Genomic DNA, 14,817 nt, shown 5'->3' on the forward strand with positions numbered 1-14,817 from the left:
CCGGGGCGGCCAGGGCTTGCTTACAGGGACTTCATCGTGCCTTTTTCCAGCTTGCCGTTGACGGCGGCGCGCTGCACGTTGATTTCTACGTTGTTGGCGATTTCCAGGGTCAGGTATTGCTCGCTGGCTTTCACCACGCGGCCGACGATGCCGCCCTGGGTGACGACTTCGTCGCCCTTCTGGATTTCCGACAGCATCTTCTGGGTTTCCTTCATGCGCTTCTGCTGCGGGCGCACCATCAGTAACCAGAACAGCACGAAAATCACGATCATGGGCAGGAAGCCCATCAGGTCGAAACCGGCGGGAGAGCCGTTGCCGGCAGCGAAGGCGGGGGAGATGAACATCAGGATGACTCCTAGTTGTTATGGCTACTGATTTCAAACAGGGCATTGTAGCCATGCTCCATGGCTTTTCCAACCATGGAGCGCGGCAAGGGCTTAGGACCGGCGCTTTTGCGCGCCGGTTCCCCCGCCCCCGGCCTTAATTGACGCCGCGCGCGCGGTTGGCGGCGAATGCCAGGCGGAAGTCCTCGAAGCGGTCGTCCTCAATGGACTTGCGCACCTGGCGCATCAGTTCCTGGTAGTAGAACAAATTGTGGATGGTGTTGAGGCGGGCGCCCAGGATTTCTCCGACGCGATGCAGATGGTGCAGATAGGCGCGGCTGAAATTCTTGCAGGTGTAGCACTCGCACGCCTCGTCCAGCGGCTTCTTGTCGTCCTTGTAGCGCGCGTTCTTGATCTTGACGTCGCCCCACTGGGTGAAGATCCAGCCGTTGCGCGCGTTGCGGGTCGGCATCACGCAGTCGAACATGTCCACGCCGTTGGCCACGCCGTGCACCAGATCTTCCGGCGTGCCCACGCCCATCAGGTAGTGTGGCTTGTCCGCCGGCAGCATGTCCTTGAGCTCGGTCAGCATCCGGTACATTTCAGGCTTGGGCTCGCCCACCGACAGGCCGCCGATGGCGATGCCGTCGAAGCCCACCTGCATCAGGCCTTCCAGCGATTCCTGGCGCAGGTCGGTGTACAGATTGCCCTGCACGATGCCGAACAGCGCGTTGGGGTTGTTCAGGTCGTCGAAGGCGCGGCGCGAGCGCTCGGCCCAGCGCAGGCTCATCTGCAGCGATTTCTGCGCGGTGGCGTGGTCCACCTGGCCGGGCGTGCACTCGTCCAGCTGCATCACGATGTCCGAATTGAGCACGGTCTGAATCTTCATCGAGATCTCCGGGCTCAGGAACAGCTTGTCGCCGTTGATCGGGCTCTGGAAGGTGCAGCCCTCCTCGGTGAGCTTGCGCATGTCGGACAGGCTGAACACCTGGAAGCCGCCGGAGTCGGTGAGGATGGGGCGGTCCCAGCCTATGAACTCATGCAGGCCGCCGAACTGCTCGACGATCTCCAGCCCCGGGCGCAGCCACAGATGGAAAGTGTTGCCGAGGATGATCTCGGCGCCGATGTCCTTGAGCTCGACCGGGCTCATCGCCTTGACCGAACCATAGGTGCCCACCGGTTGGAAAACCGGGGTCTCCACGGTGCCGTGGTTCAACTCCAGCGTGCCGCGCCGCGCGCCGCCGGAGGTCTTGTGTACGGTAAACTTCAGCATTCTGGATGTGTTTGTTTAGCAAAATCAGGCCGCTAGTATACCGTAAGCGCGCCTTGCGCGGCGCGTCTTGAAAATTATGCTTGCCAAGCTTTGCGTGTTTCTTTAATATTCTGAGCTCGACGGCAGGCACGTAGCTCAGTTGGTTAGAGCACCACCTTGACATGGTGGGGGTCGTTGGTTCGAATCCAATCGTGCCTACCAGAATTTAATGCATGGAGTTGCCAAGTGAATTTCTTGCGAACTACCACAACCCGACATACTCACGGAAGCTGAGCCTTGCGGGTTGTTCCCATGCGAAAGAAGTGCGGCTCAGGCCGCACTTTTTTTTTACCCTTTTCCCAGAATTCGTTTTAGATTCGATCACCGAAAATACTCGCCCTCGTTGGAGTTGATATGCCAGACATTCGCTTGCCGGACGGCTCTATCCGTTCTTTCGACAAACCGGTAACGGTTCATGAGGTGGCCGCCTCCATCGGCACTGGCCTGGCGCGCGCCGCGCTGGCTGGCCGGGTGGACGGCAAGCTGGTGGATACCAGCTTCCTGATCGACGGTAATGCCGATCTGGCCATCATCACCGACAAGGACGCCGACGGCCTGTCCATCATCCGCCACTCCACCGCCCACTTGCTGGCCTACGCCGTCAAGGAGCTGTTCCCGGAGGCGCAGGTGACCATCGGGCCGGAGATCGAAAACGGCTTCTACTACGATTTCGCCTACAAGCGTCCGTTCACGCCGGAAGACCTGGCCGCCATCGAGAAGAAGATGGCCGAGCTGGCGAAGAAGGATATCCCGGTCGAGCGTTACGAGCTGTCGCGCGACGAAGCCATCGCCTACTTCAAGGGCATAGGCGAAGCCTACAAGGCCGAGATCATCGAATCGATTCCGGCGGACCAGGTGCTGAGCCTTTACCGCGAAGGCGATTTCACCGACCTGTGCCGCGGCCCGCACGTGCCTTCCACCGGCAAGCTGAAGGTGTTCAAGCTGATGAAGGTGGCCGGCGCCTACTGGCGCGGCGACAGCAAGAACGAGATGCTGCAGCGCGTCTACGGCACCGCCTGGGCCAAGAAGGAAGACCTGGAGCAATACCTGTTCATGCTGGAAGAGGCTGAAAAGCGCGACCACCGCAAGCTGGGCGTGCAGCTGGACCTGTTCCACCTGCAGGACGAGGCGCCGGGCATGGTGTTCTGGCACCCCAAGGGTTGGCAGCTGTGGCAGAGCGTGGAGCAGTACATGCGCGCCAAGCTGAACCGCGAGGGCTACCAAGAAGTGCGCACGCCGATGATGATGGACGTGAACCTGTGGGAGCGTTCCGGCCATGCCGCCAACTACCGCGAGAACATGTTCATCACCGAGTCGGAAAAACGCGACTACGCGGTGAAGCCGATGAACTGCCCGGGCCACGTGCAGATCTTCAATAGCGGCCTGCGCTCCTACCGCGACCTGCCGCTGCGCTACGCCGAGTTCGGCTCCTGCCACCGCAACGAGCCCACCGGCGCGCTGCACGGCATCATGCGCGTGCGCGGTTTTGTGCAGGACGATGGCCACATCTTCTGCACCGAAGACCAGATCAATCAGGAGGCGAAAGATTTCCACCGCCTGGTGATGGAAGTGTACGAACGCTTCGGCTTCGACAAGGTGGCGATCAAGCTGGCGCTGCGTCCGGACAAGCGCATCGGCGAGGAGTCCACCTGGGACAAAGCCGAAGAAGGCATGCGCGAAGCGCTGCGCGCCTGTGGCGTGGAATGGGAAGAGTTGCCGGGCGAAGGCGCCTTCTATGGCCCGAAAATCGAATATCACGTCAAAGATGCGCTCGGTCGCTCCTGGCAATGTGGTACCCTGCAACTCGACTTCATGCTGCCGGAGCGTCTGGATGCCGAATACGTGTCGGACGACAACAGCCGCAAACGTCCGGTGATGCTGCACCGCGCGGCATTGGGTTCGCTGGAGCGCTTCCTCGGCATTCTGATCGAAAACCACGCCGGGGCCTTCCCGCTGTGGCTGGCGCCGGTGCAGATGGTGGTGATGAATATCACCGAGGCACAGGCGGATTATGCTAGTGAAGTTGCCAAATCTCTTGAGAAACAAGGCTTCCGCGTCGCGCTTGACTTGAGAAACGAGAAGATCGGCTATAAAATTCGCGAACACAGTCTGCAAAAGTTGCCGTACCAGATCATTATCGGTGACAAGGAAAAGGCAGACGGTCTAGTTGCCGTGCGCGCCCGGGGCGAAGACCTGGGTCAGCTCACGCTGGACGCCTTCGCGGCGCGCCTCAAGGCTGAGATGCCTGAGGCCTGATCCAGCAACGGCAGACAAATTATTTTTTAGGAGATTTAGCTATAGCTCAGGAACGCGAAGCACGGATCAACGGCGAAATTACCGCCCGTGAGATCCGTCTGGTAGGTAAGGAAGGTGAGCAGATTGGCATCGTCAGTCTGCGTGAAGCGATGGCTCTGGCCGAAGAGGGCGATGTGGATCTGGTGGAGATTTCCCCGACCGCTCAGCCCCCGGTGTGCAAGCTGATGGACTACGGCAAGTACAAGTACGAGATGTCCAAGAAGCGTCACGAAGCCAAGCAGAAGCAGAAGCAGGTTCAGATCAAGGAAATCAAGTTCCGTCCGGGTACCGACGATGGCGATTACAACGTCAAGTTGCGCAATCTGGTCCGTTTCCTGTCTGAAGGCGACAAGGCCAAGGTCACTCTGCGCTTCCGCGGTCGTGAGATGGCACACCAGGACATCGGCCTCGCGCTGCTCAAGCGCGTGGAAGCCGATCTGGCGGAAGTGGGCACGGTGGAGCAGTTCCCGCGCCTGGAAGGCCGCCAGATGGTGATGATGATTGCACCGAAGAAGAAATAATCGGTATAATCGTTTTTCCGAACACGGCAGAGTGATCTCTGCCGTGTCGGTTTTGTAGGTCGGCAACGTCCTTAAAAGCGTGACGCAGCGGTTTCAAGTGCAACCAGTTAAGTCTGGGGGCCACCCTGTGTCTAATCCAAACAAATTCAGCAGGAGCATTTCCATGCCGAAAATGAAGACCAAGTCGAGCGCGAAAAAGCGTCTCAAAGTGCTGGGCAGTGGTGGTATCAAGCGCTCTTATGCGTTCAAGCGTCACATCCTGACCAAGAAAACCACCAAGAACAAGCGCCAACTGCGTGGTACCACCATGGTGGATAGCACCAACATGGCCTCTGTTCGCGCCATGCTGCCCTACGCTTAAGGAGACTGATATATGCCACGCGTAAAACGCGGTGTAACCGCACGTGCTCGTCACAAGAAAATCCTCGCACTGGCGAAAGGCTATCGCGGCCGCCGGAAGAACGTCTATCGCATCGCCAAACAGGCGGTGATGAAGGCGGGTCAATACGCCTACCGCGACCGTCGTCAGAAAAAGCGTCAGTTCCGTCAACTGTGGATTGCCCGTATCAACGCAGGTTCCCGTGAAAACGGCCTGCCGTACAGCAAGTTCATGAACGGTCTGAAAAAAGCCGGCATCGAAATCGACCGCAAGGTTCTGGCCGATCTGGCTGTTTTCGAAAAAGCGGCTTTTGCGCAGATCGTCGAAAAGGCGAAAGCAAGCCTCGCTGCTTAATCGTCTGGATGGATCTAGAGGGAGGCAACATTGCCTCCCTTTTTTTTGCTGTTGGCGCCGCGGGCGTCTGAAGAGTGCTGATTAGACTGGGTACGGACAGTGCCTGCTGTGGTCAGCCTTCTTTTCGCATACGGTGTGGAACACGATGAACAACGTCGACGCGATTCTCCAAGCCGGTCTGGCCGCCGTGGCGGCTGTGACCGATCTCGTGGAACTGGAGCAGGTCAAGGCTCGCTATCTCGGCAAGAGCGGCGAGTTGACCGAGCTTCTCAAGCAACTGGGCAAGCTGCCGCCGGAAGAGCGCAAAGCCGCCGGCGCCACCATCAACGTCGCCAAGCAGGCGTTCGAAGCCGCGCACAACGCGCGCCGCGACGCGCTGAACGCGCAGAAGCTGGAAGCCCAGCTGGCGGCCGAAGCGCTAGATGTGAGTTTGCCGGGACGCGGCAGCGTCGGCGGCGGCCTGCATCCGGTTGCGCTGACGCTGGAGCGCATCAGTGGCCTGTTCCGCAGCATGGGTTTCGAAGTGGCCGACGGTCCGGAAATCGAAACCGACTTCTATAATTTCCAGGCGCTGAACATTCCGGAAAACCATCCGGCGCGCGCGATGCAGGATACGTTCTACGTCGAAAATGGCGACGTGCTGCGCACCCATACCAGCCCGATCCAGGCGCGCTTCATGGAGAACAACCAGCCGCCGATCAAGATCGTCGCGCCCGGCCGCGTCTACCGCGTGGATTCCGACGCCACCCATTCGCCGATGTTCCATCAGATGGAAGGCCTGTGGGTGGACGAGGGCGTGTCCTTCGCCGACTTGAAGGCAGTGGTGACCGACTTCCTGCGCCGCTTCTTCGAGCGCGACGACCTGCAGGTGCGCTTCCGTCCGTCTTTCTTCCCGTTCACCGAAACTTCGGCCGAAATCGACGTGCTGGACGATAAGGGCCGCTGGCTGGAAGTGGGCGGTTGCGGCATGGTGCACCCGAATGTGTTGCGCATTGCCAACATTGATCCGGAAATCTACACCGGCTTCGCCTTCGGCATCGGCCTGGACCGTTTCGCCATGCTGCGCTACGGCGTCAACGACCTGCGGCTGTTCTTCGAGAACGATCTCAACTTCCTGAAGCAATTCAACTGATCGCGCACGGAGCCGACTATGCAATTTTCCGAACAATGGCTGAGAAGCTGGGTTAATCCGGCGCTGACTACCGCTGAACTGTCCGATCTGCTGACCATGGCGGGTCTGGAAGTGGAAGAAGTGAGCGCCGCCGCGCCGGCTTTTTCCGGCGTGGTGATCGGCGAAGTCAAAGAATGCGTCAAGCACGAGAACGCCGACCGCCTGCGTGTCACCAAGGTGGACGTGGGTGCTGGCGAACTGGTGCAGATCGTCTGCGGCGCGCCCAATGTCGCCGTCGGCGTGCGGGTGCCGTGCGCGCTGCCGGGCGCCATCCTGCCTGGCGACTTCAAGATCAAGCCGACCAAGATGCGCGGCGTGGAGTCCGGCGGCATGCTCTGCTCCGGCAAGGAACTGGGCGTGCCGGAAGACGTCGACGGCCTGATGCTGCTGCCGGCCGATGCGCCGGTAGGCCAGAATATCCGCGACTACCTGGGGCTGGACGATGCGCTGTTCACGCTGAAGATCACCCCCAATCGCGCCGACAGCCTGTCGCTGCGCGGCATCGCCCGCGAAGTGGCGGCGCTGACCGGCGCCGAGCTCAAGCCGGTGGCGATAGAGGCGGTGGCCCCTAGCATAGACGACGTCCGCTCGGTGAAGATCGCCGCGCGCGAAGCCTGCGGCCGCTATCTGGGCCGCGTGGTGAAGGGCGTCAATGCCGCCGCCGCCACGCCGGCCTGGATGCGCCAACGCCTGGAGCGCTCGGGCCTGCGCTCGATCTCGGCCATCGTCGACATCACCAACTACATCCTGCTGGAGCAGGGCCAGCCTATGCACGCCTTCGATCTGGCCAAGATTCAGGGCGGCATCACCGTGCGCATGGCCCGCGCCGGCGAGAACCTGCTGTGCCTGAACGAGAAAACCGTCGAGCTGAAGGATAGCCACCTGGTGATCGCCGACGACGCCAAGGCGCTGGCCATGGGCGGCATCATGGGCGGCGAAGAAAGCGGTGTCACGGAGGCCAGTACCGACATCTTCCTGGAGTCCGCCTTCTTCGCGCCGGCCGCCATCGCCGGCAAGGCGCGCGAGCTAGGCTTCGGCTCGGATTCCTCATTCCGTTACGAGCGCGGCGTGGATTTCCAGCTGCAGCGCGAGGCGATCGAGCGCGCCACCCGCCTGATACTGGATATTTGCGGCGGCGCGGCGGGCCCGGTGGTGGAAGAAGTGGCCGAACTGCCGGCGCGCAAGGCTGTGACCCTGCGCACCTCCCGCGTCGCCAAAGTGCTGGGCGTGGCCTTGTCCTCGCAGCAGATCGCCGGCATTCTCGGCCGTCTGGGCTTGGCATTCACTCTGGCCGACGAAGTCTTCACCGTGCAGGCGCCGTCGTTCCGCTTCGACATCGAAATCGAAGAGGATCTGATCGAGGAGGTGGCGCGCGTCTACGGCTACAACGCCATCCCGGCCGACGCGCCGCGTTCGGGCATGCGCATGCTGGCGCAGCCGGAAGAGTTGCGCCCGGTGGACCAATTGCGCCATCTGCTGGCGGCGCGCGACTACCAGGAAGTGGTCAGCTACGCTTTCGTGGATGAGCGCTGGGAGCGAGACTTCGCCGGCAATGATGATCCGGTGCGCTTGCAGAATCCGATCGCCAGCCAAATGAGCGTGATGCGCTCCACGCTGATCGGCGGCTTGGTCGACGTGCTGGCGGGCAATATCAACCGCAAGCAGCCGCGCGTGCGGGTGTTCGAAGCCGCCCGCGTATTCTTCAAGGCGGAAGAGGGGTTCGACCAGCCGGAAAAAGTGGCCGGCCTGGCCTGGGGCCTTCGCCTGCCTGAGCAGTGGGGCAGCAAGGCCGAGCGCGTCGATTTCTTCGATGTGAAGGCTGATGTGGAGGCTGTGCTGCATCCGGCGCTTGCCGAATACCGCAAGGCCAGCCATCCAGCCTTCCACCCTGGCCGTTGCGCCGAAGTGCTGGTGGATGGCAAGGCCGTCGGCTTCATCGGCGAGCTGCACCCGCAGTGGGTGCAGGCCTACGATCTGTCTAGCGCCCCGGTGCTGTTCGAGCTGGATCTGGCTGTGGCCACCGCGCGCAGCCGCATCAAGGCGCGGCCGGTGAGCAAGTTCCAGGCAGTGCGCCGCGATCTGGCGCTGGTGGTGGACGAGCAGGTTTCGGTGGCGCAATTGATGGCGGCATTCGCCATGCAACGTGCGCAAATTGTCACCGATATCGCCTTGTTTGACGTATATCGCGGCAAAGGCGTGGCGGAAGGCAAGAAGAGTCTGGCCTTTAGCGTGCTGATGCAGGACAATAGTCGGACTCTGACCGACGAGGAGGTGGAGCCTGCGGTGCAGGCGCTGCTGGAGGCGGTGTCGGGACTGGGCGCGCAGCTGCGCGTTTGATTATGAAGTGAGCGGATGGTCCATCTGGGGCCGTCCGCCGTTTGTCGCTTAGAAGTTTGAGGGGAATGTCATGACTTTGACGAAGGCTGAACTGGCCGATTTGCTGTTTGACCAGGTAGGTCTGAACAAACGCGAAGCCAAGGACATGGTCGAGTCGTTTTTCGAAGAGATCCGGTTGGCTTTGGAGTCGGGGGATTCGGTGAAATTGTCCGGTTTCGGCAATTTCCAGCTGCGCGACAAGCCGCAACGTCCGGGACGCAATCCCAAGACCGGGGAAGAGATTCCCATCACTGCGCGTCGTGTGGTAACTTTCCATGCAAGCCAGAAACTCAAGGGAATGGTTGAGCAATACCATGCTAACAAGCAAGGCTGATCTGCCGTCAATTCCATCCAAGCGTTACTTTACCATTAGCGAAGTCGGCGAGCTGACCGGGGTAAAGCCGCATGTATTGAGATATTGGGAGCAGGAGTTTTCCCAGTTGCGCCAGGTGAAGCGGCGCGGCAACCGCCGTTATTACCAGCACCATGAAGTGCTGTTGGTAAGGCGTATCCGCACCCTGCTTTACGATGACGGTTTTACCATTCAGGGCGCGCGCCAGCGCCTGGGTATGGGTATGGGCGAGGTTTCCGAGCGGCCGATTACGGCGCAGGAAGTGCGCGCAGAATTGGAATCCATCCTAAATTGGTTGGATTCGGGTATTGGCAAGAAATAACAAATCAGTTACACTGTGTTTCTCTTGAGTCGGGGTGTGGCGCAGCCTGGTAGCGCACCTGCATGGGGTGCAGGGGGTCGGAAGTTCGAATCTTCTCACCCCGACCAAAACCAAATTCTGTTTAATAAAAAACCCGGAAAATTCCGGGTTTTTTATTGTCATTTTTCTTGCGGGTTCTCCGCGGCATTTGAATTTGCTTGCAACTGATATATTCTGCTGAATCCCGCAGCTTTCTCGACAGGTGGCTGTGGGTTTTCGCAAGTTATTGCTTTCAATTGAATTGAGCGCTGATAGTCATGAGCACCTCCCGTCCTGATTCCCCTTGCATCGCCTTGTGTTCCACTGCGCTGGGGGATAACGTCTGCCGTGGCTGCGCGCGCACTTTTGCCGAGATCAGCCAATGGTGTTTCATGGGTGAGGACGAGAGAGAGCGGGTTTGGCGGAGTTTGCCGCAGCGGCAGCGGCTGCTGCAGTTGGCGACAGCGTGCGCGGTGTTGTTGGAGCTGGACAAGTTGGATGGCGTCGAGTGGGCCAGGTTGCCCAATGGTTCGCATTATCGCCTGGATGAGCATGGGAACGAGCGCCTGCTGCTCTGGCGGGACGCCGCCGGGGGCAGGGCGCAATTGCCATGCCGGGAGCTGGCGCTGGAGCAGGCGGCGCAGTGGCTGTTGGCGCAATGATTTGATGGAGGCGGCATGCAGGACAGTTCGCAGCAGGAGTTCTGGGAGCGTCGCTACCGCGAGGGCGTGATGCCATGGGAGGGGGCGGAGCTGCTGGAGCCGGCCCGAAAATTCTTTTCCGCTCAGCCGCGAATGCGAATGTTGCTGCCGGGCTGCGGCAGCGCGTCCGATATGCCGCCGCTGCTCGGCATGGGGCACGATGTGCTGGCGGTGGATTTCAGCGAGTCGGCGCTGGAGCTGGCGCGAAGGCAGTGGCCGGATGCGGCTGGCAGGCTGATGCTGGCCGATTTTTTCCAATTGGATTTGCCCGCTTTCGACTGCGTGTTCGAGCGGGCTTTTTTGTGCGCGTTGCCTATTTCGATGCGAAAGGAATATGCTGCTGGCGTGGCTAGGATGGTCAAGCCGGGCGGGGTGCTGGCGGGCGTGTTTTTTCTGGCGAAAACCGACCGGGGTCCGCCTTTCGGCATGGATATTGAACAATTGGAAGCGCTTGTCGGCCAATGGTTTTTCTTGGAGGACAAGCAGCATTTGCCGGATGGTCTGCATGTATTTCGCGGCCAGGAGTATTGGATGGTCTGGCGCAGGCGCAAGTTTGATCTGGATCAAGTTTCGACGGCGTGAGGTTCTGGCTATTCGAGTCGATTTAAGAAAAAATACCGACCAATAAAAATAATGATGCGAATTGTTCAGGAGGAGAGCAAATGGAATCGTTTTGGCGGCTGTACGCGTTTTCGGAAAAAAACTTCTGGAACACGCTGACCAGAAAGTTATGCAGTTTCTTTTTCATCAGCGGCTTCCAGTTGCTGATGGTGGCTTATTGCTATTGCGCACTGTCGGATATCCGCGCCACGTTGCGGGCGGCCGGGGTGGCGCCGCAAGTGCTGGCCCGGGTAGAGAACAATATAGACAGCGCGCTGTGCTGGACGCTGGGTTTGTGGCTGGTCAGTTTTGTCTTCATCGCTTTCATGGTGTGGTATCTGCGTTACCTGATCGTGCGCCCGCTGCGCATGATCATCCAGATCTTCAATGAAATCGGCGCGGGCGCCGGCGATCTGTCGCGCGAAATCCCCACCGTCACTTACGATGAAATCCGCGAGCTGTCGCTGTCGTACAACCGTTTTCTGCTGAAGATGCGCGAAATCATCAGCAATGTGCGGCTTATGACGGTGCGCATCGCGATGGACTCCGCGGTGACGCGGCGCAATGTCAGCGAATCTTTGGGCAGCGCCCGCCAGCAGGACGAGTTAGCCAAGCGGGTGAGCCAGGCCAGCGATCAGAGCACGCGGGGAGTCGAGCAGGTGACGGAGCAGACCGAGGGCATTTCGTCCACCACGGCGGAAAACCTCAAGGTGGCGCAGGAGTCCTGCGAGGAATTGCGGCGGGTCACCGGCAGCATTCACGACATCAGCCGCAAGGTCGGACACTTCAATCTGACGGTGGAAGATCTCAGCCAGCGTTCGGCCAGCATCAAGACCATTGTCGACCTGATCAAGGACGTGTCGGAGCAGACCAATCTGCTGGCGCTGAATGCGGCGATCGAGGCGGCGCGCGCCGGCGAGAGCGGCCGCGGCTTCGCGGTGGTGGCGGACGAGGTGCGCAAGCTGGCCGAGCGGGTGAAAAAGGCCACGGATGAAATCTCGCACAATATCGACGGCATGCTGGGGCTGGTGGCGGAGACCCAGCAGGAAACCGCGGCGATTACCCAGGACACCAATCAGGCGCGCGATGTGATTTCGCGGGCTTCCGAGCACTTCAGCAAGATGATGGGCGATTTCGAGGCCACTTCGTCCAGTCTGAGCCAGATCGCCGCGACCATGCACGATTTCTCGCAGGCCAATCATCAGGTGAACGAACATGTGGCGCAAATCCATTTGCTGGGACAGCAGGTGAATGCCCGCCTGGGGCAGACCGAGGGCGCGGCTGCGGAACTGACCGCGGCGGCCGAGCAGGTGCAGGAATTGGTGTCCAAGTTTGTGATCGGCGACGGCGTGTTCGACCAAGCGGTCAACCAGGCGCGCGGGGTGCGCGACGAGGTGCAGCAGCTGCTGCACGATGAGCTGACGCGCGGACTGGATCTGTTCGATCAGCGCTACCAGCCGATTGCCGGCACGACCCCGGCGAAGTACCGCACCGTTTACGACGGCAAGCTGGAAAAAATGCTGCAACCGCTGCTGGATCGGCTGGTGGGCCTGATTCCCGGCGGCAAGTTCTGCGTGGCGGTGGACGGCAACGGCTATGCGCCCACCCACAACAGCTGGTACAGCCGGCCGCTGAGTGGTGATGCGTCCAAGGACTTGGCTGAAAGCCGCGACAAGCGGATATTCAATGACCCGGCGGGTTTGCGCGCCGCGCGCAATCATCAGCCTTTCCTGCTGCAAACCTATAGCCGCGATACCGGCGAAGTGTTGTCCGAAGTAGTGCTGCCGCTGGAAGTGCGGGGCCGCCATTGGGGCGCCTTGCGGGTGGGTTTCGATCCTAACAGCCTGCTGGCGCAAGTCTGAGGCCTGTACCTCGGGCAGGGGCGGGGAGGCTAAGCCTCCCCGTTGCTTTTTGGCCGGTATCAGATGTTCAGCGGCGACAGCAGGGTGATGATGCCCAGCACCACGAATAGCACCGCGGCGATGCCGTGCATCAGCTTTTGCGGCAGCTTCTTGGCGGCCACTTCGCCCAGCAGCACCGCCGGTACATTGGCCAGCATCATGCCCAGCGTGGTGCCGGCCACTACCATGGGCAGATCGTGGAAGCGGGCGGCCAGGGCGACGGTGGCGATCTGGGTCTTGTCGCCCATCTCCGCCAGGAAGAAGGCGATGACGGTGGTGCCGAAGATGCCGAAACGCTCGCGCAGCTTGTTGTCTTCATCCAGCTTGTCCGGAATCATCATCCACACCGCCATGGCGACAAAGGAAATGCCCAGGCCCCAGCGCATGATGTCGGGGCCGACTTTGACCATCAGCCATTGGCCGACGGCCGCGGCGGCGAAGTGGTTGACCAGAGTGGACACCAAAATGCCCAGGATGATGGGTACGGGTTTTTTGAAGCGGGAGGCTAGCAGCAGGGCGAGCAACTGGGTCTTGTCGCCGATCTCGGCCAATGCCACCACGCCGGTGGAAATCAGGAATGCTTCCATTGGGAACTCCAGGGGCCGCGCATACGCCATGACAAACCTGCGCCGCGGCCCCGCGATGCGCAAGCATGTCATGGGTCTTGCCAAACGGAAGGTATCGTCGCAACTGCCATGGCTGTGAAGCCAAGCATGTTGACAGTTGCCGGCGCTGTCGCTCGCCGAGGCTACTCCCCCAGAACGAGGCGGATTGTAGGGGAATTGCCCGGCGCGGGCAAGCTTAGTCTAATTGCGAGGTGCAGCAGGGGCAGCGGGTGGCCTTGTCCGGAATGGCGGACAGGCAGTAACGACACTCCTTGGTGGCGGTAGCCGCGGGGACTGGTGCGGCTTCCTCGCGCTTGAGGCGGTTGATCATCTTGACCAGCATGAAGATGGCGAAGGCGACGATGGTGAAGCTGACCAGCGCGTTGATGAACAGCCCCAGGTTCAGTGTGGTGGCGCCTGCCTGCTTGGCGGCGGCTACCGATACATAGGGGCCGGCCTGTTTGGCGCCTTCCTTCAGCACGAAGAACAGGTTGGAAAAGTCGACGTTGCCTATCAGCAGGCCTACCGGTGGCATGATGATATCGTCAACCAGCGATTTGACGATGGAGCCGAAAGCGCCGCCGATCACCACGCCGACGGCCAGGTCGATGACATTGCCTTTGACGGCGAATTCCTTGAATTCCTTCAGAACAGACATGGTTTCTCCCTTTTTGATTAGGTTGATTTTAACTGTTTGAGCTTGTGGTGAAAACTCATGCTGCTTGACTGGCTGGTCTGCGAGAGCCGGGCAGGGTTCCCAGCAGTGCGCCTCCCAGGATCAGTAGGATGGCCAGCAGCGTCAGCGGGTTCAGCCGCCCTTGGCCGCTGATGGCCAGCAGCAGGGTGGACAATAGCGGAGTGATGTAGGACAGCGAGCCGATCTGGCGCGGATCGCCGTGCTTGAGCGCGCGCTCCCACAGGAAAAAGGCGCCGCCCATCGGCCCCAGGCCCAGCAGCAGCAGCGCCGCCCATTGCATGGCGTCGGGCTGGGCGCGGGTTTCGAACAGTGCATGGCACAGCAGCGACAGCAGGCCGGAAATCAGGCAAAAGCCGCCGACGGCGCTGCCGCGGAACTCGGGTAGCCGGCCCAGCGCCAGGCTGAAGGTCGACCAGACGACTGCGGCGGCCATGGCCAGCAGGTAGCCTGGCAGGTATTGCTGGGACAGCGCCAGCGAACCGCCGGAGACGATCAACCCGGCGCCGATGAAGCCGAGCGTGCCGCCGGCGATGTGGCGGACGCCCAGGCGTGAGCCGGGCCGGAACAGCGGAGTCAGCATCACGATCAGCAACGGCCACAGATAATTGAGCAGATTGGCTTCCAGCGCGGGGGCCATCCGGAAGGCGAAGAACAGCAGGAAGTGATAGCCAAACAGGCCGTAGATGCCAACCAGCAGCGTGGGCAGCGGCACTTTCCAGTCGCGGATGCGGCGCAGCGCCAACAGGCTGCCTATGGTCAGGCTGATGCCTACCACGAAGAAAGGCGGCAGCGAGCGGGTCAGGGCGCCCAGCGTGGCGAGCGAGGCCCAGAGCAGGATGGCTCCGGCTGCTAGCAGGGTGGGTTTGCTTGGCATATCGTCTCCGGGGGGA

The 14,817-nt window shown here is 60.7% G+C and carries 16 protein-coding genes, 2 tRNA genes and 1 riboswitch; of the genes, 13 read left to right on the top strand and 5 right to left on the bottom strand.

Annotated elements, in window-relative coordinates; translation table 11 throughout:
- Positions 1–20 precede the first annotated feature (20 nt).
- On the bottom strand, positions 21–344 hold the full coding sequence (yajC, locus tag BI347_RS12485; protein ID WP_071115983.1) for a preprotein translocase subunit YajC: 324 nt from the start codon (positions 342–344) through the stop codon (positions 21–23).
- A gap of 136 nt (positions 345–480) precedes the next feature.
- A complete protein-coding gene (gene tgt, locus BI347_RS12490; protein ID WP_071112896.1) occupies positions 481–1,596 on the bottom strand; it encodes a tRNA guanosine(34) transglycosylase Tgt in 1,116 nt (371 codons plus the stop codon).
- Between the two features lie 124 nt (positions 1,597–1,720).
- On the opposite strand from tgt, the gene BI347_RS12495 reads away from it, so the two are divergent.
- From BI347_RS12495 to BI347_RS12555, 13 genes are all read left to right on the top strand, one after another.
- Positions 1,721–1,797, top strand: a tRNA-Val gene (locus tag BI347_RS12495).
- 192 nt (positions 1,798–1,989) lie between these two features.
- Entirely contained in the window at positions 1,990–3,891 is a 1,902-nt protein-coding gene (gene thrS / locus BI347_RS12500; RefSeq protein ID WP_071112897.1) for a threonine--tRNA ligase, read from the top strand.
- Positions 3,892–3,932: 41 nt separating this feature from the next.
- A complete protein-coding gene (infC, locus tag BI347_RS12505) occupies positions 3,933–4,451 on the top strand; it encodes a translation initiation factor IF-3 (RefSeq protein ID WP_095210807.1) in 519 nt (172 codons plus the stop codon).
- A 163-nt stretch (positions 4,452–4,614) separates the two neighbouring features.
- The gene (gene rpmI / locus BI347_RS12510) at positions 4,615–4,812 is read left to right on the top strand and encodes a 50S ribosomal protein L35 (RefSeq protein WP_071112899.1); all 198 of its coding nucleotides are present in this window, start codon (positions 4,615–4,617) and stop codon (positions 4,810–4,812) included.
- Positions 4,813–4,824: 12 nt separating this feature from the next.
- A complete protein-coding gene (gene rplT, locus BI347_RS12515; protein ID WP_071112900.1) occupies positions 4,825–5,184 on the top strand; it encodes a 50S ribosomal protein L20 in 360 nt (119 codons plus the stop codon).
- Between the two features lie 145 nt (positions 5,185–5,329).
- On the top strand, positions 5,330–6,316 hold the full coding sequence (gene pheS / locus BI347_RS12520) for a phenylalanine--tRNA ligase subunit alpha (protein WP_071112901.1): 987 nt from the start codon (positions 5,330–5,332) through the stop codon (positions 6,314–6,316).
- A gap of 18 nt (positions 6,317–6,334) precedes the next feature.
- Complete coding sequence (pheT, locus tag BI347_RS12525) at positions 6,335–8,692, top strand: phenylalanine--tRNA ligase subunit beta (RefSeq protein WP_071115984.1); 2,358 nt, start codon at positions 6,335–6,337, stop codon at positions 8,690–8,692.
- 70 nt (positions 8,693–8,762) lie between these two features.
- Positions 8,763–9,065 (top strand): integration host factor subunit alpha, encoded by a 303-nt coding sequence (locus BI347_RS12530; RefSeq protein WP_011134908.1) that lies wholly within the window; start codon positions 8,763–8,765, stop codon positions 9,063–9,065.
- Positions 9,046–9,405 carry a MerR family transcriptional regulator gene (locus tag BI347_RS12535; RefSeq protein ID WP_071112903.1) on the top strand — a complete coding sequence of 120 codons (360 nt, stop codon included), beginning with the start codon at positions 9,046–9,048 and terminating at the stop codon, positions 9,403–9,405. The genes BI347_RS12530 and BI347_RS12535 overlap by 20 nt, the downstream gene beginning before the upstream one ends.
- A gap of 30 nt (positions 9,406–9,435) precedes the next feature.
- Positions 9,436–9,512: transfer RNA gene (locus BI347_RS12540), tRNA-Pro, on the top strand.
- 189 nt (positions 9,513–9,701) lie between these two features.
- Positions 9,702–10,085, top strand: a complete 384-nt coding sequence (locus tag BI347_RS22695; RefSeq protein WP_083338851.1) for a DUF1289 domain-containing protein — start codon at positions 9,702–9,704, stop codon at positions 10,083–10,085.
- A 15-nt stretch (positions 10,086–10,100) separates the two neighbouring features.
- Complete coding sequence (locus BI347_RS12550; RefSeq protein ID WP_071115985.1) at positions 10,101–10,706, top strand: methyltransferase domain-containing protein; 606 nt, start codon at positions 10,101–10,103, stop codon at positions 10,704–10,706.
- 80 nt (positions 10,707–10,786) lie between these two features.
- Positions 10,787–12,586, top strand: a complete 1,800-nt coding sequence (locus BI347_RS12555) for a methyl-accepting chemotaxis protein (RefSeq protein ID WP_071114772.1) — start codon at positions 10,787–10,789, stop codon at positions 12,584–12,586.
- 59 nt (positions 12,587–12,645) lie between these two features.
- Here BI347_RS12555 and BI347_RS12560 read toward each other — a convergent pair whose 3' ends face one another.
- The 3 genes from BI347_RS12560 to BI347_RS12570 form a co-directional block, all read right to left on the bottom strand.
- Positions 12,646–13,212: a TMEM165/GDT1 family protein gene (locus BI347_RS12560; RefSeq protein ID WP_071115986.1), complete on the bottom strand. Its 567-nt coding sequence runs from the start codon at positions 13,210–13,212 to the stop codon at positions 12,646–12,648.
- A gap of 3 nt (positions 13,213–13,215) precedes the next feature.
- Positions 13,216–13,395, bottom strand: a riboswitch (yybP-ykoY riboswitch).
- 31 nt (positions 13,396–13,426) lie between these two features.
- Positions 13,427–13,888, bottom strand: coding sequence for a large conductance mechanosensitive channel protein MscL (mscL, locus tag BI347_RS12565; RefSeq protein WP_071114774.1), 462 nt, complete (start codon positions 13,886–13,888; stop codon positions 13,427–13,429).
- A 55-nt stretch (positions 13,889–13,943) separates the two neighbouring features.
- Complete coding sequence (locus BI347_RS12570) at positions 13,944–14,801, bottom strand: DMT family transporter (RefSeq protein WP_071114775.1); 858 nt, start codon at positions 14,799–14,801, stop codon at positions 13,944–13,946.
- Positions 14,802–14,817: the final 16 nt, after the last annotated feature.

Origin of the sequence: Chromobacterium sphagni (assembly GCF_001855575.1) — a bacterium.
In the GTDB taxonomy this organism is placed as follows: domain Bacteria; phylum Pseudomonadota; class Gammaproteobacteria; order Burkholderiales; family Chromobacteriaceae; genus Chromobacterium; species Chromobacterium sphagni.